The 20,416-nt window shown below is 71.8% G+C and carries 18 protein-coding genes and 1 tRNA gene; 8 read left to right on the top strand and 11 right to left on the bottom strand.

The window, feature by feature from the left end; translation table 11 throughout:
• Window positions 1-35 precede the first annotated feature (35 nt).
• The 3 genes from ispE to KGA65_RS11260 are packed head-to-tail and all read right to left on the bottom strand — an operon-like array spanning window position 36 to window position 3,469.
• Window positions 36-986 carry a 4-(cytidine 5'-diphospho)-2-C-methyl-D-erythritol kinase gene (ispE, locus tag KGA65_RS11270; RefSeq protein WP_225863204.1) on the bottom strand — a complete coding sequence of 317 codons (951 nt, stop codon included), beginning with the start codon at window positions 984-986 and terminating at the stop codon, window positions 36-38.
• A gap of 21 nt (window positions 987-1,007) precedes the next feature.
• Window positions 1,008-1,544, bottom strand: a complete 537-nt coding sequence (locus KGA65_RS11265) for a lipoprotein insertase outer membrane protein LolB (RefSeq protein WP_225863203.1) — start codon at window positions 1,542-1,544, stop codon at window positions 1,008-1,010.
• An 8-nt stretch (window positions 1,545-1,552) separates the two neighbouring features.
• Complete coding sequence (locus tag KGA65_RS11260) at window positions 1,553-3,469, bottom strand: tetratricopeptide repeat protein (RefSeq protein WP_225863202.1); 1,917 nt, start codon at window positions 3,467-3,469, stop codon at window positions 1,553-1,555.
• Window positions 3,470-3,538: 69 nt separating this feature from the next.
• On the opposite strand from KGA65_RS11260, the gene mutM reads away from it, so the two are divergent.
• The 3 genes from mutM (at window position 3,539) to mutY (ending at window position 7,571) form a co-directional block, all read left to right on the top strand.
• Window positions 3,539-4,369, top strand: a complete 831-nt coding sequence (gene mutM, locus KGA65_RS11255) for a bifunctional DNA-formamidopyrimidine glycosylase/DNA-(apurinic or apyrimidinic site) lyase (protein WP_225863201.1) — start codon at window positions 3,539-3,541, stop codon at window positions 4,367-4,369.
• A 74-nt stretch (window positions 4,370-4,443) separates the two neighbouring features.
• A complete protein-coding gene (locus tag KGA65_RS11250; protein ID WP_225863200.1) occupies window positions 4,444-6,513 on the top strand; it encodes a dynamin family protein in 2,070 nt (689 codons plus the stop codon).
• Entirely contained in the window at window positions 6,510-7,571 is a 1,062-nt protein-coding gene (gene mutY / locus KGA65_RS11245) for an A/G-specific adenine glycosylase (RefSeq protein WP_225863199.1), read from the top strand. Before KGA65_RS11250 ends, mutY begins: the two co-directional genes overlap by 4 nt.
• Window positions 7,572-7,583: 12 nt before the next feature.
• Here mutY and KGA65_RS11240 read toward each other — a convergent pair whose 3' ends face one another.
• The 4 genes from KGA65_RS11240 to KGA65_RS11225 are packed head-to-tail and all read right to left on the bottom strand — an operon-like array spanning window position 7,584 to window position 11,733.
• Window positions 7,584-8,189: an LON peptidase substrate-binding domain-containing protein gene (locus KGA65_RS11240; RefSeq protein WP_225863198.1), complete on the bottom strand. Its 606-nt coding sequence runs from the start codon at window positions 8,187-8,189 to the stop codon at window positions 7,584-7,586.
• Window positions 8,190-8,244: 55 nt separating this feature from the next.
• On the bottom strand, window positions 8,245-9,144 hold the full coding sequence (rapZ, locus tag KGA65_RS11235) for an RNase adapter RapZ (protein ID WP_225863197.1): 900 nt from the start codon (window positions 9,142-9,144) through the stop codon (window positions 8,245-8,247).
• Complete coding sequence (gene recN / locus KGA65_RS11230; protein WP_225863196.1) at window positions 9,141-10,838, bottom strand: DNA repair protein RecN; 1,698 nt, start codon at window positions 10,836-10,838, stop codon at window positions 9,141-9,143. Before recN ends, rapZ begins: the two co-directional genes overlap by 4 nt.
• Window positions 10,839-10,857: 19 nt before the next feature.
• Entirely contained in the window at window positions 10,858-11,733 is an 876-nt protein-coding gene (locus KGA65_RS11225) for an NAD kinase (protein WP_225863195.1), read from the bottom strand.
• Window positions 11,734-11,805: 72 nt separating this feature from the next.
• On the opposite strand from KGA65_RS11225, the gene hrcA reads away from it, so the two are divergent.
• The 4 genes from hrcA to KGA65_RS11205 all read left to right on the top strand — a co-directional run bounded on the left by hrcA (window position 11,806) and on the right by KGA65_RS11205 (window position 14,778).
• Complete coding sequence (gene hrcA / locus KGA65_RS11220; protein WP_225863194.1) at window positions 11,806-12,837, top strand: heat-inducible transcriptional repressor HrcA; 1,032 nt, start codon at window positions 11,806-11,808, stop codon at window positions 12,835-12,837.
• 26 nt (window positions 12,838-12,863) lie between these two features.
• Window positions 12,864-12,940, top strand: a tRNA-Ile gene (locus tag KGA65_RS11215).
• Window positions 12,941-13,026: 86 nt separating this feature from the next.
• Entirely contained in the window at window positions 13,027-13,887 is an 861-nt protein-coding gene (locus KGA65_RS11210; protein WP_225863193.1) for an EamA family transporter, read from the top strand.
• 24 nt (window positions 13,888-13,911) lie between these two features.
• The gene (locus tag KGA65_RS11205) at window positions 13,912-14,778 is read left to right on the top strand and encodes an ADP-polyphosphate phosphotransferase (RefSeq protein ID WP_225863192.1); all 867 of its coding nucleotides are present in this window, start codon (window positions 13,912-13,914) and stop codon (window positions 14,776-14,778) included.
• Between the two features lie 21 nt (window positions 14,779-14,799).
• On the opposite strand, the gene KGA65_RS11200 is transcribed toward KGA65_RS11205, so the two are convergent.
• Together KGA65_RS11200 and nfsB are read right to left on the bottom strand one after the other, a co-directional pair.
• Window positions 14,800-15,672 carry a transglutaminase-like domain-containing protein gene (locus tag KGA65_RS11200; protein ID WP_225863191.1) on the bottom strand — a complete coding sequence of 291 codons (873 nt, stop codon included), beginning with the start codon at window positions 15,670-15,672 and terminating at the stop codon, window positions 14,800-14,802.
• A gap of 180 nt (window positions 15,673-15,852) precedes the next feature.
• The gene (gene nfsB, locus KGA65_RS11195) at window positions 15,853-16,503 is read right to left on the bottom strand and encodes an oxygen-insensitive NAD(P)H nitroreductase (RefSeq protein WP_225863465.1); all 651 of its coding nucleotides are present in this window, start codon (window positions 16,501-16,503) and stop codon (window positions 15,853-15,855) included.
• 101 nt (window positions 16,504-16,604) lie between these two features.
• Here nfsB and KGA65_RS11190 point away from each other — a divergent pair, with 101 nt between their 5' ends.
• Window positions 16,605-17,561: a LysR family transcriptional regulator gene (locus KGA65_RS11190; RefSeq protein WP_255650501.1), complete on the top strand. Its 957-nt coding sequence runs from the start codon at window positions 16,605-16,607 to the stop codon at window positions 17,559-17,561.
• Between the two features lie 8 nt (window positions 17,562-17,569).
• Here KGA65_RS11190 and KGA65_RS11185 read toward each other — a convergent pair whose 3' ends face one another.
• On the bottom strand, window positions 17,570-18,946 hold the full coding sequence (locus KGA65_RS11185; RefSeq protein WP_225863190.1) for a sensor histidine kinase: 1,377 nt from the start codon (window positions 18,944-18,946) through the stop codon (window positions 17,570-17,572).
• 10 nt (window positions 18,947-18,956) lie between these two features.
• Window positions 18,957-20,408, bottom strand: coding sequence for a nickel-dependent hydrogenase large subunit (locus tag KGA65_RS11180; protein ID WP_225863189.1), 1,452 nt, complete (start codon window positions 20,406-20,408; stop codon window positions 18,957-18,959).
• Between the last annotated feature and the right edge of the window lie 8 nt (window positions 20,409-20,416).

The following is a 20,416-nucleotide window of genomic DNA, read 5'->3' as shown; positions in this document are numbered from 1 at the left end:
ACAGGACATGGCCGAAGCCACACCCGAAAACTTTTTCAGTTTACCCAGCCCACCAAGGGGTGTTCTGGCAAACTCCGGCACATTCGACCTACCCAGCCGTCCGGCCAAGGGCCTTCCAGCATGGTCGCCACAGGTGGGTTGCCTGCGCCGGTGTCACCCGCTGCGATGAGCCCTGCATCGGCAAACACCGCACTGCCAGAACCGGTCATTCGGCTGTTGCCAAACCGCTCTGCCAGCTGTCGTGCTGCCTGCTGCACCTCCGGGCACAAGGCCTCGGCGGCAGCTTGCAAGTCGTTGCGGCCCCAAAACGTCGGCAGCTTCGGCTCGGCAAGGCTTGTGGCCTTCGGCGTCTGCTGCTGTGTGTCGCGTTGCCGATGCAACTCAGCGAGTAAGCCCGCTACTGTAGCAGCGTTTGTATCGCGTGTCACGAGTTCGCTCGAAAAAATTTTCGGCGTGGGGATGGAGGCGGCGGGTTTGAGCACCGCCCACCAGTGCAGCGGCAGCTCGATCGGGGTCAGGATCTCGCCAATGCCCTCGACGAAGGCGGTGTGGCCGCCAATGAAAAACGGCACGTCCGCCCCCAGTGTCGCCCCCAGGGCGAGCAGGCGCTCGCGCGGCCAGCGCAGGTCCCACAGCCGGTTCAGGCCCAGCAGCACGGTGGCGGCATCCGAGCTGCCCCCGCCCAGGCCAGCGCCCCAGGGCACCTGCTTGTCGATCGAGATGTCCACGCCCTGGGAGCTGCCGCTGGCCTGCTGCAGCGCGCGGGCGGCGCGCAGACACAGGTCGTCGGCTGGCAGGGCCGGGCCCAGGTCATGGCGGTGGATCAGGCCATCGTCGCGTCGCTCCAGCTGCAGCGTGTCCTGCCAGTCGATCAGGCTGAAGATCGATTGCAGCAGGTGGTAGCCGTCTGCCCGGCGGCCGATCACATGCAGGAACAGGTTGAGCTTGGCCGGGGCGGGCAGGTCGTAGAGCGCGTGCAGAGGCATGGCGGGCGAGATTCGGGCGGTTCAGCGGTCCAGGCGGGCCCGCAGGGTGACGGTCGGCGGCGCGTCGCGGCGGGCCAGCAACTGGCCTTCCTCGCCCAGGGCATGGGTGTCCACCGTCCAGCCGAGCTGTCGGAAGCCGCCGTCCACCGGTTCGTGGGCGGCGCCGGCCCAGGGCTGGCCCTGCAGCCAGGCCAGCAGGGCGGCCAGCGGAATCGCCTCGCCCAGGGTGTCCCGGGCCAGGGCTTCGAGGCTGGGGTACTGGCGGGGGCCGTCGCCGGTTTCCAGCGTCACCTGGTCGGCCGACCAGCGGGCATCGGCCACCACCGTGCCCAGGGGCGAGAGCAGGCGCAGATGGCCCTGCCGGGCGTCGCCGCCGAGCTCGAAGGCGGCGCTGTGCGACTGGGCCGGCCGCTCGCCGTGGGCGGCCACCTGCACGGCCAGGCGGCCGCTGTAGTCCACCGGACCACTGGGCGCGACGGCACAGCCGCCCAGGGCCAGCAGCAGGGCGCTGACGCCAGCGGACCAGTGCCGCCAGCGAGGCTGTTCAAAGGGGGGCACGGCCGGCTTCAGAGCTTCACGTTCAGGCGCTTGAGCGTTTCGCGCAAGGCCTCGCTGTCGGGCTCGCGCTGCTGGGCCTCGCGCCAGTACTTCAGGGCCTCGTCATGGCGGCCCAGCGTCCAGAGCACCTCGCCGAGGTGGGTCGCCACCTCGGCGTGCGGCCGGGTGGCATAGGACTGGCGCAGCAGCTTGAGGGCATCCTCGGGCTCGCCCTGGCGGAAGGCCACCCAGCCCAGGCTGTCGAGGATGAAGGGATCGTCCGGGGCCAGGCCCACGGCCTTCTGGATCAGCTGCCGGGCTTCGTCCAGCCGCTGGCCGCGTTCGGCCAGCGAGTAGCCCAGGGCGTTGTAGGCCTGGGCATCGTCGGGTTTCAGGCGGATCACCTCGCGCAGCAGCGTCTCCATCTCGGGGTAGCGCTTGAGCTGCTCGGCCAGCATCGCCTGTTCGTAGATCAGGCCGGCATCGTCGGGCGCGGCCTGGACGGCGTCCTTCAGCAGCTCATAGGCGGCCGGGCGGCGGCCCGCGTCGCGCAGCACCTGGGCCTGGCCTAGCAGACGGGCCCGTGCATCGGGGTTGCCCTTGGCCGGCCCGGTCTTCACCAGGGCGAGGGCGGCGTCGACCTGACCCTGGCGGGCCATCAGCGCGGCACGGCGCACCAGCAGCGCCAGGTCGGTGCGCTCGGCCGGCACCTTGTCCAGCCAGCGGGCGGCCTCGCCCAGCTGCCCCAGTTGTTCGTGGGCGTCGGCCTGCACGATGCAGGCGTAGTCGTAGGCGCGCTGCTGGCGTTCCTCCGGCTCATCCGGGGCGCCGCCGTCCGTGGCGGCGGGCGCCTTCTGCAGCGCGAAATAGCGGTCCAGGGCCCGAATGCCCTCGCGCGGCTCCTGCAGCTCGGTCAGCAGCGCGCCCAGCGTCAGCCAGGCCTGGGCCATGTCCGGCTGCTGGGCCACCACCAGGCGCAGCTGGGCCACGGCTTCGGTGAGCCGTTGACGTTGCTCCAGGGCCTGCACATAGGCCAGCCGCAGCGGCGCCAGCGCCTCGGGCCGGGCCAGGTAGTCGCGCACCACGTCCTCGGCCGCCGGCTTGCTGGCCATCAGGTCCATCGCCAGCAGCACCGGCCCGGCTGCCAGCGGCTCGTCCTGGTGGGCCTGCTGCAGATAGGCCAGGGCCTTGTCGTTCTGGTCGGCGGCGGCCGCCAGCCGGCCCAGCGCGGTGCGGGTGGCGGTGCGGGTGGCGGCCTCGTTCAGGTAAGGGGTCAGCGCGGTCGTGCCGGCCGTCAGGGCCTGGTCCTTGTCGTGCACCCCGGCCAGGAAGCGGGGCAGGCCGGCGATCACCGCGCTGCGTTCCGCCTCAGGCTGGCGCTCGATCAGCTCGCCCAGCGGGCCGGGCAGCTCGTCCAGCTTCTCGGTGGCGACCAGCAGCTGCACCTGGGTGCGCAGCGCATCCATCGACTGCGGCAGGCTCTTGCGCCAGGCCTTGGCGGCGGCCAGGGCCCGATCGCCGGAGCGGCCCTGGACCGCAATTTCGATGGCCCGCTGGAACACCGTGCCATCGCGGGAGCGGCGGGCGGCATCCAGCATCACATCGAAGCCGTCCGCAGGGTGGCCGGTGGAGAGCGCCATTTCGCCCAGCAGCAACTCATAGAACATCGGGGCGTCCAGCCAGGAGTTGACCACCGGTGCGGCTTCGGTGGCGCTGCCGCCGGCACTGGCGGCCTCGGCGGGCGCGGGGGCCGAGGCCGGCACGGCCGGGCCGGCGGGCTGGGCCGGCGCGGACACCGCCAGCGCCCCCAGCGTGGCCGACAGCAGCCAGCCACAGCTCAGGCCGACACGGGCCAGCCAGCGGCCCTTTCTGTCCTCCGGCGCGGAACCGGGCACGGAGGCAGGGGACAGGCGGTGGGGCACCGCACGGGCAAGGCTTCGCTTCATCGTCACTCCAAAGGCCGGATGATTCTAGTGGTGGCTGTCCGGCCCCGCCGGCTGCCGATAATGGCCCCCATGCCGGAATTGCCCGAAGTCGAGGTCACCCGCCGCAGCATCCGCGGCCTGGCAGGCGCCCAGGTGCGCGCCCTGGAGCTGGGCAAGCCCTTGCGCTGGCCGCTGGGCACCGACCCCGATCGGGTCGCAGGCTGCATCGCCGGCGAGTTCCAGCGGCGCGGCAAATACCTCTGGCTGCCGCTGAGCCATCCGGACGGCCGTCCGGATGGCGGTCTGCTGTGGCACCTGGGCATGTCCGGGTCGCTGGCCTGGCTGCCACAGGCGGGGCCGCCGGGCCGGCACGACCATGTGGACCTGCTCACCGACCGCGGTGTGCTGCGCCTGACCGACCCGCGCCGCTTCGGCGCGGTGGTCTGGTCACCGGCGCTGGACCAGCCGCCGGCCGCGCAACTGCTGGCCGGCCTCGGGGCCGAGCCCTTCGACGAGCGTTTCACGGCGGCTGATTTCCACCATGCCCTGCAGGGACGCCGGGTCGCCATCAAGCAGGCCCTGCTGGCCGGTGACATCGTGGTCGGCGCGGGCAACATCTACGCCAGCGATGCCTTGTTCGAGGCCGGCATCGACCCACGCACGCCGTGTCAGCGCATCGGCCCGCAGCGCGCGGCGCGGTTGCTGGCGGCCGTGCGCCGGGTGCTGGGTGAGGCCATCGCGGCCGGGGGCTCGACGCTGCGCGACTTCCGCGATGCCCACGGCAGCGTCGGCCAGTACCAGGGCCAGGCGCGGGTCTACGGCCGGGCCGGGGAGACCTGTCCGCGCTGTGGCGGGACGATCCAGCGCATCGTCCAGGGGCAGCGGGCCACCTATTTCTGCCCCGGCTGCCAGCACCGCTGAAGCCGGGAACTGGCGGCCGAATCCGCTTTCATTCGCTTGCGTTTCGGGCAGGGTTTCGCGCTAGCATCACTGGCGTGAGTACCTTCGAATCCTCCTGTGCGGACCCGCTGGCCTTGCAGCCAGCGTTGGAACCCCAGCTCGACGCGCTGGCCGATTGGCGGCTGGCGCTGGAACGCGACCTGGCGCAGCTGGAGGATTTCCTCTCCCAGAGCGACCTGCTCTCGCCGTCGGCCGCGGCCGCCAGCGAGGCCGTGCGCCACCGCCTGACCACCGACAAACTGGTGGTCGCCTTCGTGGCGGAGTTCTCGCGCGGCAAGAGCGAGCTGATCAACGCGATCTTCTTCGCCGATGCCGGCCGCCGCATCCTGCCGGCCACACCGGGGCGCACCACCATGTGCCCGGTCGAGCTGTCCTGGGACCCGGCCGAACTGCCCACGCTGGATCTGCTGCCGATCGACACCCGCCTGCAGGCCCGCACGCTGGCCGAGTGGACCGTGCAACGCGACCGCTGGTACCGCCTGCCGCTGGATCCGGCCGATCCGGAAGGGCTGGCCCAGTCGCTGCAGCAGGTCACGCAGACCCGCGTCGTCAGCCGTGAGGACGCCCAGGCCCTGGGGCTGTGGTCGGACGCCCATCCGGCCGACAACCCGCCCACGCTGGACGATGGCCGGGTCGAGATCCCGGCCTGGCGCCATGCCATCATCAACTACCCCCACCCCTTGCTGCAACGCGGGCTGGTGGTGGTGGACACGCCGGGGCTCAACGCCATCGGCACCGAACCCGAGCTGACGCTGGGCCTGCTGCCCAGCGCGCATGCCGCGCTGTTCGTGTTGGGCGCTGACACCGGCGTCACCCGCTCCGACCTGGACATCTGGAACGACCACCTGGGCGGCCAGGGGCTGTCCTGCTTCGTCGTGCTGAACAAGGTCGACACGCTGGCCGACCCGCTGGCCTCGTTGGAGGAGCAGCAGGCCGCGGTCGAGCGCCAGTGCGTGGTCACGGCCCAGACCCTGGGCATCCCGCGCGAGCGGGTGTTCCCGCTGTCGGCCCGCCAGGCGCTGGCGGCCCGGCTGCAGGGCGACCTCACCGCGCTGCAGGCCAGCGGCCTGCCCGAACTGGAAACGGCGCTGAACCAGCAGTTGCTGCCGCAGCGGCAGCGTGTGCTGGCCAAGGCGGTGATCGGCGGCGTGCAGTCCATGCTGGAACACGCCATCCGCCGGCTGCGCGACCAGCGCCGCCAGAACGCCGAGCAGATGCTGGAACTGCGCGGCCTGCGTGGCAAGAGCGCTGGCCGCGTGGCCCAGATGCTGGAGCGGGTCCATGCCGACACCGCCGAATTCGAGCGCTGCACCGCGCGGCTGACGGCCCTGCGGGCGGTGCATGCCCGGCTGCAGCACAAGATCCTGAAGGCGTTGGAAGCCGACCGCATCCGCGAAGGCATGGTCGAGCTCGATGCCGCGATCGGCAGCGGCTGGCCGGCGCTGCGCGGGCGGGGCGCCTTTGCCAAGCTGTGCGCCGGTCTGCAGGCCCAGCTGGACACGGCGGCCTCCCTCAACACCGAGGCCGGCCAGATGCTGCAGGCCTTGTTCGGCCAGCTCAATGCCGAGTTCGGCTTCTCGCTGAACTTCGTGCCGGTGCCGGACCTGACGCCGTTCAAGAACGAGCTGGCGCTGATCGAGCGCAGCTACGGCCGCTACTTCGGACTGTCGAGCGCGCTGCGCATGAACTCCACCGTCTCCAGCGACCAGTTCCGGCGCATGCTGGTGTCCAAGCTGCGGGTGGTCTTCGAGAGCGCCAGTGCCGAGATCGAGGGCTGGAACCAGGCCGCCTCCGGCCAGATCGACAGCCAGTTCCGGGACCGTCGGCGTGGCTTCCGCCGGCGCCGCGAATCGCTGGAGCGCATCCAGCACGCCACCGGCGAACTGGAAGCCCGGCTGTCCGAGGTCGAGACCCAGGACGCCAAGCTGCTGGAGCTGTCGGACCAGGCCCAGGCCATGGCCGCCAAGCTGCGGCGGCGGGCCGAGGTGGGGCCCGATTACCAGGATGCCTCGCTGAGCGAACTGGGCGCCCTGGACATCGACCTCAGCGAGGGTGAATTCGTCCACAGCGGGCAGGCCAGCTGGCAGCCCGGTGCGGCGGCGTGAGCCGCGACAGCGAAGCCGGTCTTGCAGCACTCCTGATCGACTGGCAGCGGCAACACGGCCGCCACAGCCTGCCCTGGCAGCAGACCCGGGACCCCTACCGCGTCTGGCTGTCGGAGATCATGTTGCAGCAGACCCAGGTCAGCACCGTGCTGGGCTACTACGCGCGTTTTCTGGCGCGCTTTCCCGACGTGGCGGCCTTGGCGGCGGCACCGCTGGACGAGGTGCTGGCGCTGTGGGCCGGGCTGGGCTACTACAGCCGGGCGCGCAACCTGCACCGCTGCGCCCAGGCCGTGGTGCGTGATTTCGGCGGTCAGTTCCCGCCCAGCGCGGCGCAACTGGCCACCTTGCCCGGCATCGGCCGGTCGACGGCCGCGGCTGTGGCCGCCTTCTGTTTTGGTGAGCGGGTGGCGATCCTGGACGGCAACGTCAAGCGGGTGCTGACCCGGGTGCTGGGCTTTGGCGAGGACCTGGCGCAGACGGCGGTCGAGCGCCGGCTCTGGGCCGTGGCCGAGGCCCAGCTGCCGCCGGCCGGTGCGGGCGTGGAGGCCTACACCCAAGGCCTGATGGACCTGGGTGCCACGGTGTGCACACCGCGCCAGCCCAGCTGCCTGCTGTGCCCCTGGCAGGCGCGTTGCGTGGCCCGCCAGCAGGGCCAGCCGGAGGCCTATCCCGTCAAGACACGCAAGCTCAAGCGCGGCCAGCGTGCCCATGCGCTGCTGTGGCTGAGCTGCGGTGACGCGGTGTTCCTGGTGCAGCGGCCGGCCACCGGCGTCTGGGCCGGGCTCTGGACCCTGCCCGAGTTCGACGACGTGGCCGGCCTGCAGGCCTGGCTGGCGACCGGGCCGGGGGAGGGCGAGGTGCTGCCCCGCTTCACCCATGTGCTGACCCACCTGGACCTGCTGCTGACCCCCGTGCGGGTGCGCCTGCCGGCCGGCTCCGCGCTGGCTCAGGGGCCGCTGCTGCGCTGGCCCGAGGGGCGCTGGGTGTCACGGGCCGAACTGGCCAACCACGGCCTGCCTGCGCCAGTGCGCAAGTTGCTCGACGCCGCGGCCGACTGAGGTCGGGGTGGCTCAGAGCAGCCGCTTGTCCCGCAGGAAGCGGTCCACCAGCGCCATGCGCGCGCCGGGGTCGCTCAGCTCCATCAGCTTCTGCCGCGCGGCCAGGGGAATCGGCAGCAGCTCGCACCAGCGGTTGGCGACCCAGGCGGTGTCACCCGGATGGTGGGGCCCCACCTCGCCCTGGTGCTGCAGGGCCAGACCCGCCAGAGCACGCTCCAGGGCCAGGGCCGCCGGGCGGTAGGCCGGGGCCAGCGGCAGCGCGGGGTCATCGGGCAGTTGCTCGGCGGAACCGGCCACCCACAGGCCGTTGGCCTGCTCGGTCAGGCGGTGCCAACGAAAACGCGCCCCGCCCAGGCACACGGCCTTGAGCACGCCGGGCTGGTCGGAATCGGCGCTCAGCAGGCGGGCCAGCACTCCCACCGGTTCAAAGCGCACCGTCTGGCCGGCCTGGCGCACCTCGCTGCCCTGGTTCAGACAGACCACGCCAAAGGGCTGGTTCTGCACCAGGCAGCGGCTCATCAGGTCCAGGTAGCGCGCCTCGAAGATGCGCAGCGACAGCCGGCCGCCGGGAAACAGCACGGATTGGAGGGGGAACAGGGGCAGGTCGGTCAGGGTCATGGGCAGGCCCTGGCGCCGGCGCAGACCGGGCGGGGCGGGGCAGGGCGCAGCAGGGTCAGACGCGGGCGTCCAGCTCCCGGTGGCGCTTGAGGGTGGGCAGCTGGCTGGCGAAGCGCTCAGCCAGCGTCTCGACGAAATACACCGAACGGTGCTGGCCGCCGGTGCAGCCGATGGCCACCGTCAGGTAGCTGCGCTGGTCGTGCTCGAACGCGGGCAGCCAGCGGCGCAGGAAGGCTTCGATCTGGTCCAGCATCTCGCCCACCTCGGGCTGGGCGCGCAGGTAGTCGGCCACTGGCGCATCGCGGCCGGTCAGCGGGCGCAGCTCGCGCAGGTAGAAGGGGTTGGGCAGCACGCGCACGTCATAGACCATGTCCGCATCCAGCGGCACGCCGTGCTTGAAGGCGAAGGACTGGAACACCAGGGTCAGCTGGCTGCGCTCGGCACCGACCAGTTCGCGCACCCACTGGCGCAGCTGGGCCGGGCGCAGGTCGCTGGTGTCCAGCACGGTGGAGCGTTCGCGCAGCGCGGCCAGCAGGCTGCGTTCCTGTTCGATGGCGTCGATCAGGCGCTGGCGGTCGCTGCTGGCGCCGACGTTGGACAGCGGGTGCGGGCGGCGTGTCTCCGAGAAGCGCTTGACCAGCGCGGTGGTGGTGGCGTTCAGGAAGATGCTGCGCACCTGCACGCCTTCGCCGCTCAGCTCGTCCAGCAGGGGCAGCAGGGCCGGCAGCGAGCCGGCGCTGCGCACATCCACGGCCACGGCCAGGCGCTGCACGCCCTGTCGGGTCTCGACATGGACCAGTTCGCGCAGCAGCTCGGGCGGCAGGTTGTCCACGCAGAAGAAGCCGGCGTCCTCCAGCGCATGCAGCGCCACCGATTTGCCGGAGCCGGAGATGCCGGTGACCAGCACCACCTCGTGGCGCAGGGTGGGGACGGCGGTGGTGGGCGCGGGGGTCATCGGGCGGCTTTCGCGGCCGGGGGCTGGGGCCGGGCGGCCTGGTGGATCAGTTCCTGTGCGTGGGCCAGGCTGGTGCCGCTGGCGCCGCCCAGCATGCGGGCCACCTCGGCCACGCGGGTTTCACCTTCGACCGCGGTGACCTGGCTGTGGGTGTGGCCCTGGCGGGTGGCCTTGGCGACCACGAAATGGTGGTCGGCGCAGGCAGCGACCTGGGGCAGGTGGGTGACGGCCAGCACCTGCACGCTGCGGCCCAGCTGTTTCATCAGACCGCCCACCGCGTCGGCCACGGTGCCGCCCACGCCGGAGTCGATCTCGTCGAAGATCAGCGTGCCGGGATGCACGGCCTTGGCCGGGCCACGGCCGCGCTGCTGGGCGGTGGTGACGGCGATGGCCAGGGCCAGGCGCGAGAGCTCGCCGCCCGAGGCCACCTTGGCCAGCGGCCGGGGGGCACTGCCGGCGTGGCCGGCCACCAGGAACTCCACCCCTTCCAGGCCGAAGGCCTGCGGGCCGTCCTGCGGCAGCAGCGAGACCTCGAAGCGGCCGCCGGCCATGCCCAGCTGCTGCATCGCGGCGGTGACCCGCTGGGCCAGCGGCGCGGCCGCGCGGCGGCGGGCGGCGCTGGCGGCTTCGGCCAGGCGGCGCCAGTGCTGTTCGGCCTGGGTGAGGGCCTGGCTCAGCCCCTCCACGTCGCTGGCGGCTTCCAGGGCCTGCAGCGCAGCTTGCCACTCGCCGCGCAACGCGGGCAGTTCCTCGGGCGGGCGGCGGAAGCGCCGGGCCAGTCCCATCCAGGCCGACAGGCGCTCGTCGAGCTCGGCCAGCCGGGCCGGGTCCAGCTCCGCGCGGGCCAGGTAGGTGTTCAGGCTGCGGGCGGCGTCCTCCAGCTGGGCCTGGGCGCCGCGCAGGGCCTCCAGCACCGGTTGCAGGCGCGGGTCGTGGTCGGCCACCGCATCCAGCGTGGCCAGGGCGCGCGCCAGCTGGCGCCCCGCGCTGGCCTCGTCCTCGTCCAGGGCCTGGGCGGCCTGCGCGGCCGCGTCCATCAGGGCCTGGCCGTGCGAGAGGCGCTGGTGTTCGGCGTTGAGCCCAGGCCATTCGTCCGCGCCGGGGGCCAGGCGGTCGATCTCGCCGATCTGCCACTGCAGGCGCTCGCGCTCGCTGGCCAGCTCGCCCTCGCGGGTGCGGGCGGCGGCCAGGGCCTCGGCAGCGGCCTTCCAGTCGGCATGCGCCTGGGCCAGCGGGCGCGGGTCCACGCCGGCCTGTTCGTCCAGCAGCGCGCGCACCGAGGCCGGCCGGGTCAGGCCCTGCCAGGCGTGCTGGCCGTGGATGTCCACCAGGTGGTCGGCCACTTCACGCAACTGGGTGGCGGTGGCGGCACTGCCGTTGATGAAACCACGGCTTTTGCCCTGGCTGTCCACGATGCGGCGCAGCAGCAGCGTGTCCTCCACGGCAAAGCCGGCCTCGTCCAGCCAGCCGGCCAGCGAGGCGGGCGAGTCGAACTCGGCCGTCACCTCGGTGCGGGCCGCACCCTCGCGCACCAGGTGGCTTTCGGCGCGGGCGCCCAGCACCAGCTGCAGCGCGTCGATCAGGATGGACTTGCCGGCGCCGGTCTCGCCGGTCAGCACGGAGAAGCCTTCGTGGAACGTCAGCTCCAGGGCGCTGACGATGACAAAGTCTTTCAGGGTCAGGTGCTTGAGCATGCGGCCCTCGTTCGCGGCGTCAGACCACCCCTTCGTACCAGCGCAGCTTGCGCCGGAGGGTGGCGTAGTAGCTCCAACCGCGCGGGTGCAGAAAGCGCATGGACACCGCAGAGCGGCGCATGCGCAACTGGTCGCCCGGCAGCAGGCTGGTCAGGCTGTGCATGTCGAAGCTGGCGCTGGTGTCCCGCGCGGCGACGATGGTGATGGCAATCTCGGCCGAATCCGGCAGCACGATGGGCCGGTTGGACAGCGCGTGCGGCGCGATCGGCAGCAGCACCCAACCAGCGATGGACGGATGCAGGATGGGGCCGCCGGCCGCCAGCGCATAGGCGGTGGAGCCGGTGGGCGAGGCGATGATCAGGCCATCGGCCCGCATGTTGGCGACGAACTCGCCGCCCACGTCGACCTTGAGCTCGACCATGCTGGCGGTGGCGCCACGGCCCACCACCACATCGTTCACCGCCAGGCCATGGAAGATGCTGCGGCCATCGCGCCAGACATCGCCTTCGATCATCGCCCGGCGCTCTTCCTCGTAGTCGCCCAGGACGATGGGGCCCAGCGCCTCGGCCCAGTCGGTCGAGCGCACGTCGGTGATGAACCCCAGCCGGCCCTGGTTGATGCCGACCAGCGGCACGCTGCGGGGCGCCAGCTCACGGGCGATGCCGAGCATCGTGCCGTCACCGCCGACGACGACCGCGATGTCGCAGTGGGCGCCGATCTCGGCCGGGTCCAGCGCGCCGTAGTCGCGCCAGTCGAGGTTGTTGGCCGTGTCGCGGTCCACCGAGACCTCCAGCCCCTGGCGCACCAGGAAAGCGGCAATGCTCTCCAACATCGGGCGGATGCCCTGGGCCTGGTATTTGCCAATGAGGGCAACGTGACGGAACGGGGACGGCATGGTGGCAAGAATTACACCACAGCGCCCCGCCGTGCTCCTGTGACAAACCGTCCGACTCTTTACAATCAAACGATGCTGGATGACCGTGCCCGATCGCTGTTGAAGACCCTGGTTGAGCGCTACATCGCCGATGGCCAGCCGGTGGGGTCTCGCACGCTGTCGCGGGCGTCCGGGCTGGAGCTCTCGCCCGCCACCATCCGCAACGTGATGGCCGACCTGGAGGACATGGGGCTGATCGTCAGTCCCCACACCTCGGCTGGCCGCATTCCCACGCCCAAGGGCTACCGGCTGTTCGTCGACGCCATGCTGACGGCCCAGCCGCAGGCCCTGGGCGGCGTGGCGCTGGAGGAGTTGTCGGCCGTGCGCGACCAGCTGCAGCCCGACCAGCCGCAGCGGGTGATCGCGCAGGCCGCGCAGATGCTGTCCAGCCTGTCGAGCTTTGTCGGCGTGGTGACGGCGCCGCGCAAGACCAGCGTCTTCCGTCACCTGGAGTTCCTGCGCCTGGGCGCGCAGCGGGTGCTGGTCATCATGGTCGCGCCCGATGGCGATGTGCAGAACCGGGTGATCTTCACCGCCCGCGACTACAGCGAGCGCGAGCTGGTCGAGGCGACCAACGTGCTCAACGCCCACTACGCCAACCTGACGCTGGAAGAGGTGCGCGAGCGCCTGAAGGCCGAGGTGGACCAGCTGCGCGGCGAGATCGCGGTGCTGATGCAGGCCGCGGTGCAGGTGGGCACCGAGGCCCTGGCCGAGACGCAGGAGCAGGTGGTGGTCAGCGGCGAGCGCAACCTGCTGGGCGTGCAGGACTTCGGCCACGACATGAGCTCGCTGCGCAAGCTGTTCGACCTGTTCGAGCAGAAGACCGAGCTGATGCGCCTGCTGGACACCTCCAGCCGGGCCGAAGGGGTGCGCATCTTCATCGGCGGCGAGAGCCGGGTCGTGCCCTACGAGGAACTGTCGGTCGTCTCCGCCCCCTACGAGGTGGATGGCCGGGTGGTGGGCACGCTGGGCGTCATCGGCCCGACCCGCATGGCCTACGACCGCATGATTCAGATCGTGGACATCACCTCCCGTCTGGTGGGCAGCGCACTGTCGCAGCGCTGAGGCCGCCGCCTACAATCGCCCGCTTCGGGCCGTTAGCTCAGTCGGTTAGAGCAGAGGACTCATAATCCTTTGGTCCGGGGTTCGAGCCCCCGACGGCCTACCATTTTCGACCTGTTGCCCTGGGCTGTCGTCACCGGCAGACACGGCGCCCGCCGTGTTGTGAAGTCCCGCCTGCTTTCCTCCCCGCTGTTGCCTTTGCTGGCCGTGCTCGGCTCGGTGATCTTTCTGGGGGTAGGCACCTCCTGGGCCAAGCACGCTTTGTTTCCCCAGATCGGTGCTGCGGGCACCTCGGCGGTCCGGGTCGGTTTCTCCGCCTTGCTGCTGCTTGTGCTTTGGCGCCCCTGGCGTGGGTGGCCCGGCCGGGCAGACCTGCGCGCGATTGCCGCCTACGGCGCCGCGCTGGGGGCCATGAACCTGGCCTTCTACCTGTCGCTGCGCACCATTCCTTTTGGCCTGGCGGTGGCCATCGAGTTTGCGGGGCCGCTGGGGCTGGCCTTGTGGGGCTCGCGCCGGCCCATCGACTTTCTGTGGCTGGCGTTGGCGCTGACCGGCTTGGCCCTGCTGTTGCCGCTGGGGCATGGCGTGGGGCCGCTGGACGGCGCCGGGGTGCTCTGGGCCCTCACGGCTGCGGTGTTCTGGGCGCTCTACATCGGGTTCGGTCAGCGGCTGGGGCATCTGCCGGCCGGGCGCTCGGTGGCCCTGGGCCTGAGCGTGGCCGCCCTGGTGGTGGTGCCGGTGGGCGTGGCCCAGGCCGGCGTCGCCCTGTTGTCGCCGGGGGTGCTGTGGGTCGGGCTGGGCGTGGCGGCGCTGTCGAGCGCCATCCCGATCTCGCTGGAGATGCTGGCCCTGCAGCGCCTGCCGCCCCAGGCCTTTGGCATTCTGACCAGCATGGAGCCGGCCGCGGCGGCCCTGCTGGCCTGGGGGCTGCTGGACGAACGCTTGACGCCAGGCCAGTGGCTGGCGATCGGGCTGATCATGTCGGCGTCGATCGGCAGCGCCTGGAGCGCGCGTGCGCGCTCCGCGCCGGTGGAAGCCGCCCTGCCAGGCTAGGGCCTGGCGGCGTAAGCTTGCGCCATGCCCATCGACAGCACGCCCTTTCTCGTGCCGCCTGGCAAGGCGGTGGCGCTCAGCCGTTGGCCCACCCGGGTCAAGCCTTTCTATGCCGACAAGGCCGATTACCAGAAGACGCTGGCCAGGCATGTGGGCCGCATGGCGGAGCGGCAGAACCTGCTCTACGCCCACGACCGCTACGCGCTGCTGCTGATCTTCCAGGCCATGGACGCGGCGGGCAAGGACGGCATCATCAAGCACGTGATGTCCGGCGTGAACCCGCAGGGCTGCCAGGTCACCAGCTTCAAGCACCCCAGCGCGCAGGAGCTGGACCACGACTTCCTCTGGCGCACCACGCAGTGGCTGCCGGAGCGGGGGCGCATCGGCATCTTCAACCGCTCCTACTACGAGGAGGTGCTGATCGTGAAGGTGCACCCGGAGGTGCTAGCCGGCGAGAACCTGCCGGACAAGACGCGCGAGAACTCGCACCTCTGGCCGCACCGCTACGAGTCGATCAACGACCTGGAGCGACACCTGCACCGCAACGGCACCCGCATCCTGAAGTTCTTCCTGCACCTGTCCAAGGAAGAGCAGCGGCAGCGCTTCCTGGCGCGGCTGGACGACCCGCAGAAGAACTGGAAGTTCTCGAAGGCCGACATCGAGGAGCGGGGCCGCTGGGACGATTACCAGCGCGCCTACGAGGACTGCCTCTCGGCCACCAGCACCGCGGCGGCGCCCTGGTACGTGGTGCCGGCGGACGACAAGGAAAACGCGCGTCTCATCGTCTCGCAGGTGATCGTCGAGACGCTGGATGCGCTGGACATGCACTACCCGCCCTCGACGCTGAGCGCCGAGGACATTCAGGCGGTGCGCCGGCAGCTGGCAGGTTGAGCCGAGGGGGGCGTGCGCTGCTCAGGGCAGCCCGGCGTCGGTGGACAGGGCGTCCTGGGTGTGCTGCGGGGTGGCACCGAGCCGCGCACCGGCCGGCACACTGCGCACGCTGACCTGCGGCGCCTGCGACTGCACCGGGCCGAACAGGGTGGCAAAGGCCACGTCGGCCGCATCCCGGCCGGTGCCGATGCGCACCAGGCCCATCGGGATGGCCGTGCCCGAGGGGTCGAACAGGTACCAGCGGTGCGACAGATACACCTCCACGTAGGCGTGGAAGTCGGGTGGGCCCAGGGCGGGGTCGGCGCCGTAGTCCAGCCCGGTGGCAAAGCGGGCGGGCAGGTTCAGCGCGCGGCACAGCGCGATCATCAGGTGGGCAAAGTCGCGGCACACGCCCGCGCCGCTGGCCAGCGTGTCGCAGGCCGTGGTCGTGCCCACCGAGGAGTTGGCGGTGAAGCGCACCCGCTGGCGCACCCAGTCCTGGATGGCCAGCACGCGGCCGTAGCCCTGCCACAGGCTGCCGAACTGCTGCACCGCCAGCGTGTGCAGACGGTCGGACTCGCAGTAGCGGCTGGGATAGAGGTAGGGCAGCACATGCCCGGGCAGCTCGGCGATGGGCAGCTCGCGCAGCGAGCCCGGCGCCACCTGGTGGTGCTGGATCTCCACCGTCGCCTCGTAGTGCAGGGTCAGCACCCCCGGGGGCGCCTGCAGCCGCAGCAGGCGGTTGCGTGAGACCGGGTCCAGCCAGGTCTGGGGCAGCAGGGGCGGCCCCAGGCTGAGCTGTTCGCTGACCACCAGCTGCTGGGGCGCATAGGCCGCCTGGACATTGAAGATGAAATCCGCGCCAGGGGCCGCGACCTGGTAGGTCAGCGCCACCGCGTAGTTCAGGCGGATCATCGGGCGGCCGCGACGGGCGCGGGAAGAACGTGGAGAAGAAGGGTCACGGGGCACTCGCCGCCGCAGGGCACGGCACGGGAACAGTCCCTTGCGGGGCGGGCAGGAGGCGCCAGACGTGGCCGTCGGCGGTCCTGGCAGGAAACCCACTCTACCACCCGGTCTCTGCCGGCGCGGGGGCGATCAGATTTCGCTGATCACCGCGGCGGCCGGCAGGCGCGACTTGGGCAGCTTGGCGTTGAAGTCCTCCTCGGCGTGGTAGCCGAGGGCCACCAGCACCACTGCGCTCAGACCGCGGCTGTTCAGGCCCAGGGCGGCGTTGACGGCGGCCGGGTCGAAGCCCTCCATCGGGCAGGCGTCCAGGCCCAGCGCGGCGGCACCCAGCAGCAACTCGCCCAGCGCCAGATAGACCTGCTTCTGGGCCCACACGGCGGTGTCGCCAATCTCGCGGTGCAGCTTCACATAGCCGCCGCGGCTGTTGGCCTGACCCGCCTTGGCCTCGGGGGTGGCAAAGCGGCCATCGGCATCCTCCTGGTTCAGCACGGCGGTCAGGTGCTCGTCGCCCAGCTCGGTGCGGGCGCACAGCACCACCACGTGGGAGGCCCGCATCACCTTGGGGGCGTTGTAGGCGAAGTTGCCTTGCGTGCCCTGGGCCACCAGGGCCTTGCCGGGTTCGCTGCTGGCGATCACGAAATGCCAGGGCTGCGAATTGACCGAGGACGGCGCGAAGCGCAGCAGCGTGCGCAGCTGCTCCATCGTCTCGGCCGGGATGGTGCGGCTCGGGTCGAAGGCCTTGGTGGTGTAGCGGCGACGGGCGATCTCGGCCAGGTTCACGGCAGTGCTCATGCAGAACTCCTCTTGGAAATGGCCGCCATCTTGACTCTCTTCCGCGTGAAGATAAACATGCTGATTCCAGAATATTTTTCGGAAATCCTTTGAAGATCACCCGTCTGGAAGACCTGCAGGTGTTCGTGGCGGCGGCCGAGGCCGGCAGCTTCACCGAGGCCGCGCGCCGCCTGCACCTGACGCCCGCCGCGGTCAGCGCGGTGGTCAAGCGGCTGGAACAGGGGCTGGGCAGCCGGCTGTTCGAGCGCTCGACCCGGCATGTGCGCCTGTCCGACGCGGGCGAACGCCTGCTGGGGCCGGCCCGCGAGGCCCTGCAGGCCCTGGCCCTGTGTGAGGGGGTGCTGCAGGAGGAGGGCGATCCGATCGGCCATTTCAATGGCCCCCTGCGCATGGCCCTGCCCAGCGACCTGGGGCGGCACCACCTGCTGGGCTGGCTGCGCGAATGCCTGGCCGACGACCCCGGCGTCTCGCTGGAGCTGCGGGTCAGCGACCGGCTCTCGCACCTGCTGGAGCAGCCGGTGGACGTGGCGGTGCGCTATGGCGAGCCGGACGACTCCGGCTTCATCGCGCTGCCGCTGGCGCCGCGCAATGCGCGGGTCCTGGTGGCCTCGCCGGCCTACGCGGCCGAGCACGGCCTGCCCCAGAGCCCGGCCGAGCTGCGGCGCCACAACTGCCTGCGCTTCGTGCTGGGGGATTCGCTCTACAGCCGCTGGCGGCTGGAAAGCGCCGCTGGGGCGCAGACGGTGGAGGTGCGCGGCCGGCACCAGGCCGACGACGGGGCGGTGGTGCGGCAATGGGCGGTGGACGGGCTGGGCATCGCCTACAAGAGCGCGCTGGACGTGGCCCAGGATCTGGCCGCCGGCCGGCTGCTGCGGGTGCTGCCCGGCCACAGCGAGCCGGCACCGCTGAACCTGGTGGTGGTGAGCCGGCAGCACCTCACCTCCGGGCTGCGCCGCCTGGCCGGCCGGCTGGCCGCGCGCTGCCAGGCCTTGCTGGCGCCGCTGCCGGAGTGCCAGGGCCCCGCGCCGGACCAGCCGCCGGGCTGAGGGCTGCGTCAGGGCGTGGCCGGCGGGGCCAGGCTGGGCAGCTCCACCGTGAATTCGGCGCCGCCCCCGGCAGCCGGCGCCAGGCTCAGGTGGCCGCCGTGCTGGTCGATCAGGCCGTAGCTGATCGACAGGCCCAGCCCCGTGCCCTTGCCCACCGGCTTGGTGGTGAAGAAGGGGTCGAACACGCGGGCCAGATGCTCGGGCGCGATGCCCGGGCCGTTGTCGGCAAAGCGCAGCCGCAGCCGCCCGCCGGCCTGGGCCGGGGGCTCCAGCGTGATCTGCAGCCGGCCCTCGGGCTGTCCCGCGCAGGCGTCGGCCGCGTTCTGGATCAGGTTGAGCATCACCTGCAACAGCTGGCCGGCGCTGCCCAGCACCCGCACCGGCTCGGCCGGCGGCGTCCAGTCGATGCGGAAGTCCGGTGCCGCGCCCTTGCGCACCCAGTGGATGGCCTGCTCCACCACCTGGCCCAGGTCCACCGGGCTGCGCTCGGCCCGGTCGATCACCGAAAAGCGCTTCAGGGCGTTGACGATGTCGGCGGTGCGGTGCGCGCCTTCGGTCATGCCGTCGATCACCGAGGGCAGGTCAGCCAGCGCGGCGTCGATGCGCAGGCGCTGGCGCAGCGCGGCCAGCTCGGGCGGCAGGGGGCCGGCATGCACGGCGGCCAGGTACTGCTCCAGCCGGTCGGCGTACTTGCGCAGCGCGCTCACATTGCCCAGCAGGAAGCTGATCGGGTTGTTCAGCTCGTGCGCCACGCCGGCCACCAGCCGGCCCAGCGAGGCCATCTTCTCGCTGTGCAGCAGCTGGGCCTGGGTGCGCTTGAGGGCCTCGTGGGCCTCCTGCAGGGCGCGGTAGGCGCGCTTCAATTCGCCCAGTGGCCGGCCCACGCAGACATGGCCGATCACCCGGCCCTGGTGGTCCAGCCGCGGCGTGCAGTTGAAGTCCACCGGCACGGCCTGGCCCATCGCGTCGGCCAGCGCCACCTCCACCACCGCGCCGTCGCGCCGGGTCTGGCTCTGGGCCAGGGCCTCGCGCATGCGGCGGGCGTCCTCGCCCTGGGCGCCGCCCATCATCAGCGCAGCCGCCGGGGTGCCGCGCAGCGCTGCGTCGGGCCGGCCCACCAGCGCGCACAGGGCGGCGTTGGTCTCCTCGATCAGGCCTTGCTGGTCGCAGGCCAGCAGCACGTCGCTCATGGCCGTCAGCAGGCTCAGGATGAACTGCTGCGTGCGCTCCAGCTCGGCGTTCTTTTCCTCGCGTGCGGCCTCGTCGGCCAGCAGCTGGGCATAGACCTCGTCCATCTTGTGGATCACGTCCACCCAGGTGGATTCGTCCACGCCGTCCAGCGGCATCGGGGGCAGCAGCGGCAGGTCCGGGCGCGTCTCGCTCATGGTCGGTTCCTCAGTGCACCGTGCAGACCATGCAGGGGTCGAAGCTGCGCACGATGTGCTGCACCGCCACCGGCGTGGTTTCGCCCGGGCGCACCGGGGCGTCCACCAGCGCGGCCTCCAGCGGGCCGGGCTGGCCGGCCGCGTCGCGCGGGGAGAAGTTCCAGCTGGTGGGCGCGATGATCTGGTACTGGGCGATGCGCCCGCGCTCCACCCGCAGCCAGTGGCCCAGCGCGCCGCGCGCGGCCTCCACCAGGCCCATGCCCTCGGCCTGCTCGGGCAGGGGGCAGGGCGCGCACCAGGGCTCGCGCGGCTGCAGGGCCTGCAGCCAGCCTTCCATCCACACCACCAGCCGGGTCAGCTCCAGCACGCGGGCCAGCACCCGGGTGTGCACGGTGCTGCCCCAGCGGGCCACCGCGTCGCGCACCAGGGGCTGGCCGGTGGCCAGCTGGCGGGCGATGGCGCCGCATTCGGCCACCTCACCGGCCAGGCGGGGCGCCTTGTTCCAGCTGTAGGCGCCGGGCTTGTCGGCCGCGGGCTGGGTCAGGCCCTGGGCGGGCGGGCGCGGGGCGGAGTCGCCCTCGTTGAGCCAGGCGTGGGTGGCGTCCTCGGTGATGGCGGCCACGTCCAGCGGGCCCAGCGCACCCTGGCGGAACACGCCCTGCGGCACGACGCATGAGCCATCGGGCTGGACGAAGCTGCCGTGGCTGAGCCAGCGTCCCGGCCCCGGGCCCAGCGTCGGCAGCCCCAGGTCGGCGCCGATCTGTAGGAAGAAGGGCAGATCGGCGTGCAGGCGCGGTGCGGCCCAAGCCTGCAGCGCAGCCTCGTCCGGCAGGGCCTGGAAGGCCTCCAGCGAGTCGCCCAGCAGGGTCTGCTCCAGAAAGGCCCGCAGCTCGCGCACCCGCGAGAGCAGGCGCAGCCGCTCGGCCGGCTCGACGGCCCGGCTGCTGCCGCCGGGCTGGATGCTGTGGGTGTGGGGCCACTTGCCGCCCAGCGTGCCCATCAGCGTGAACCAGCGCTGGCGGGTGGCCAGGGCCGCGCGGCCGCGCTCGCCTGCCTGGGCGGCAAAGCGGCGCAGGGCCTCGGCGTGCCAGGGCCGGTCGGCATAGACCGGCCGGGTGAAGTCCGGCAGGAAGAAGAGGTAGAAATGGCTCAGGTGGTCGGCCGCGTTCTCGCAGGCCAGCATCAGGTTCAGCGCATGGCGGCCATTGGGCGTGGGCGCGATGCCTGCGGCGTCGGCCAGCGCGGTGGCGGCGGCCACCGATTGCGAGACCGAGCAGATGCCGCAGATGCGCGGCACGATGACCAGCGCATCCAGCGGGTCGCGGCCCAGCAGCAGGTTCTCGAAGCCGCGGTACATGGGCGAGACCACGCGGGCCTCGCGCACGCGGCCGGCCTCCAGTTCCAGCTGGACCTCCAGGTCCCCCTCCACCCGGTTGAACGGGCCCACGATCAGACGGCTCATCGGTGTTC

Source organism: Ideonella benzenivorans, assembly GCF_020387415.1.
In the GTDB taxonomy this organism is placed as follows: domain Bacteria; phylum Pseudomonadota; class Gammaproteobacteria; order Burkholderiales; family Burkholderiaceae_C; genus Ideonella; species Ideonella benzenivorans.
This window is presented reverse-complemented; position numbering and strand designations above follow the sequence as displayed.

What these genes read in the sequence shown, in the direction of transcription:
- hrcA (WP_225863194.1), top strand. Translation starts at nt 11,806, where the DNA reads ATGCTGGATGACCGTGCCCGATCGCTGTTGAAGACCCTGGTTGAGCGC.
- KGA65_RS11240 (WP_225863198.1), bottom strand. Translation starts at nt 8,189, where the DNA reads ATGACCCTGACCGACCTGCCCCTGTTCCCCCTCCAATCCGTGCTGTTT.
- KGA65_RS11260 (WP_225863202.1), bottom strand. Translation starts at nt 3,469, where the DNA reads ATGAAGCGAAGCCTTGCCCGTGCGGTGCCCCACCGCCTGTCCCCTGCC.
- KGA65_RS11200 (WP_225863191.1), bottom strand. Translation starts at nt 15,672, where the DNA reads ATGATCCGCCTGAACTACGCGGTGGCGCTGACCTACCAGGTCGCGGCC.
- KGA65_RS11185 (WP_225863190.1), bottom strand. Translation starts at nt 18,946, where the DNA reads ATGAGCGAGACGCGCCCGGACCTGCCGCTGCTGCCCCCGATGCCGCTG.
- KGA65_RS11205 (WP_225863192.1), top strand. Translation starts at nt 13,912, where the DNA reads ATGCCCATCGACAGCACGCCCTTTCTCGTGCCGCCTGGCAAGGCGGTG.
- KGA65_RS11180 (WP_225863189.1), bottom strand. Translation starts at nt 20,408, where the DNA reads ATGAGCCGTCTGATCGTGGGCCCGTTCAACCGGGTGGAGGGGGACCTG.
- mutM (WP_225863201.1), top strand. Translation starts at nt 3,539, where the DNA reads ATGCCGGAATTGCCCGAAGTCGAGGTCACCCGCCGCAGCATCCGCGGC.
- rapZ (WP_225863197.1), bottom strand. Translation starts at nt 9,144, where the DNA reads ATGACCCCCGCGCCCACCACCGCCGTCCCCACCCTGCGCCACGAGGTG.
- recN (WP_225863196.1), bottom strand. Translation starts at nt 10,838, where the DNA reads ATGCTCAAGCACCTGACCCTGAAAGACTTTGTCATCGTCAGCGCCCTG.
- ispE (WP_225863204.1), bottom strand. Translation starts at nt 986, where the DNA reads ATGCCTCTGCACGCGCTCTACGACCTGCCCGCCCCGGCCAAGCTCAAC.
- KGA65_RS11225 (WP_225863195.1), bottom strand. Translation starts at nt 11,733, where the DNA reads ATGCCGTCCCCGTTCCGTCACGTTGCCCTCATTGGCAAATACCAGGCC.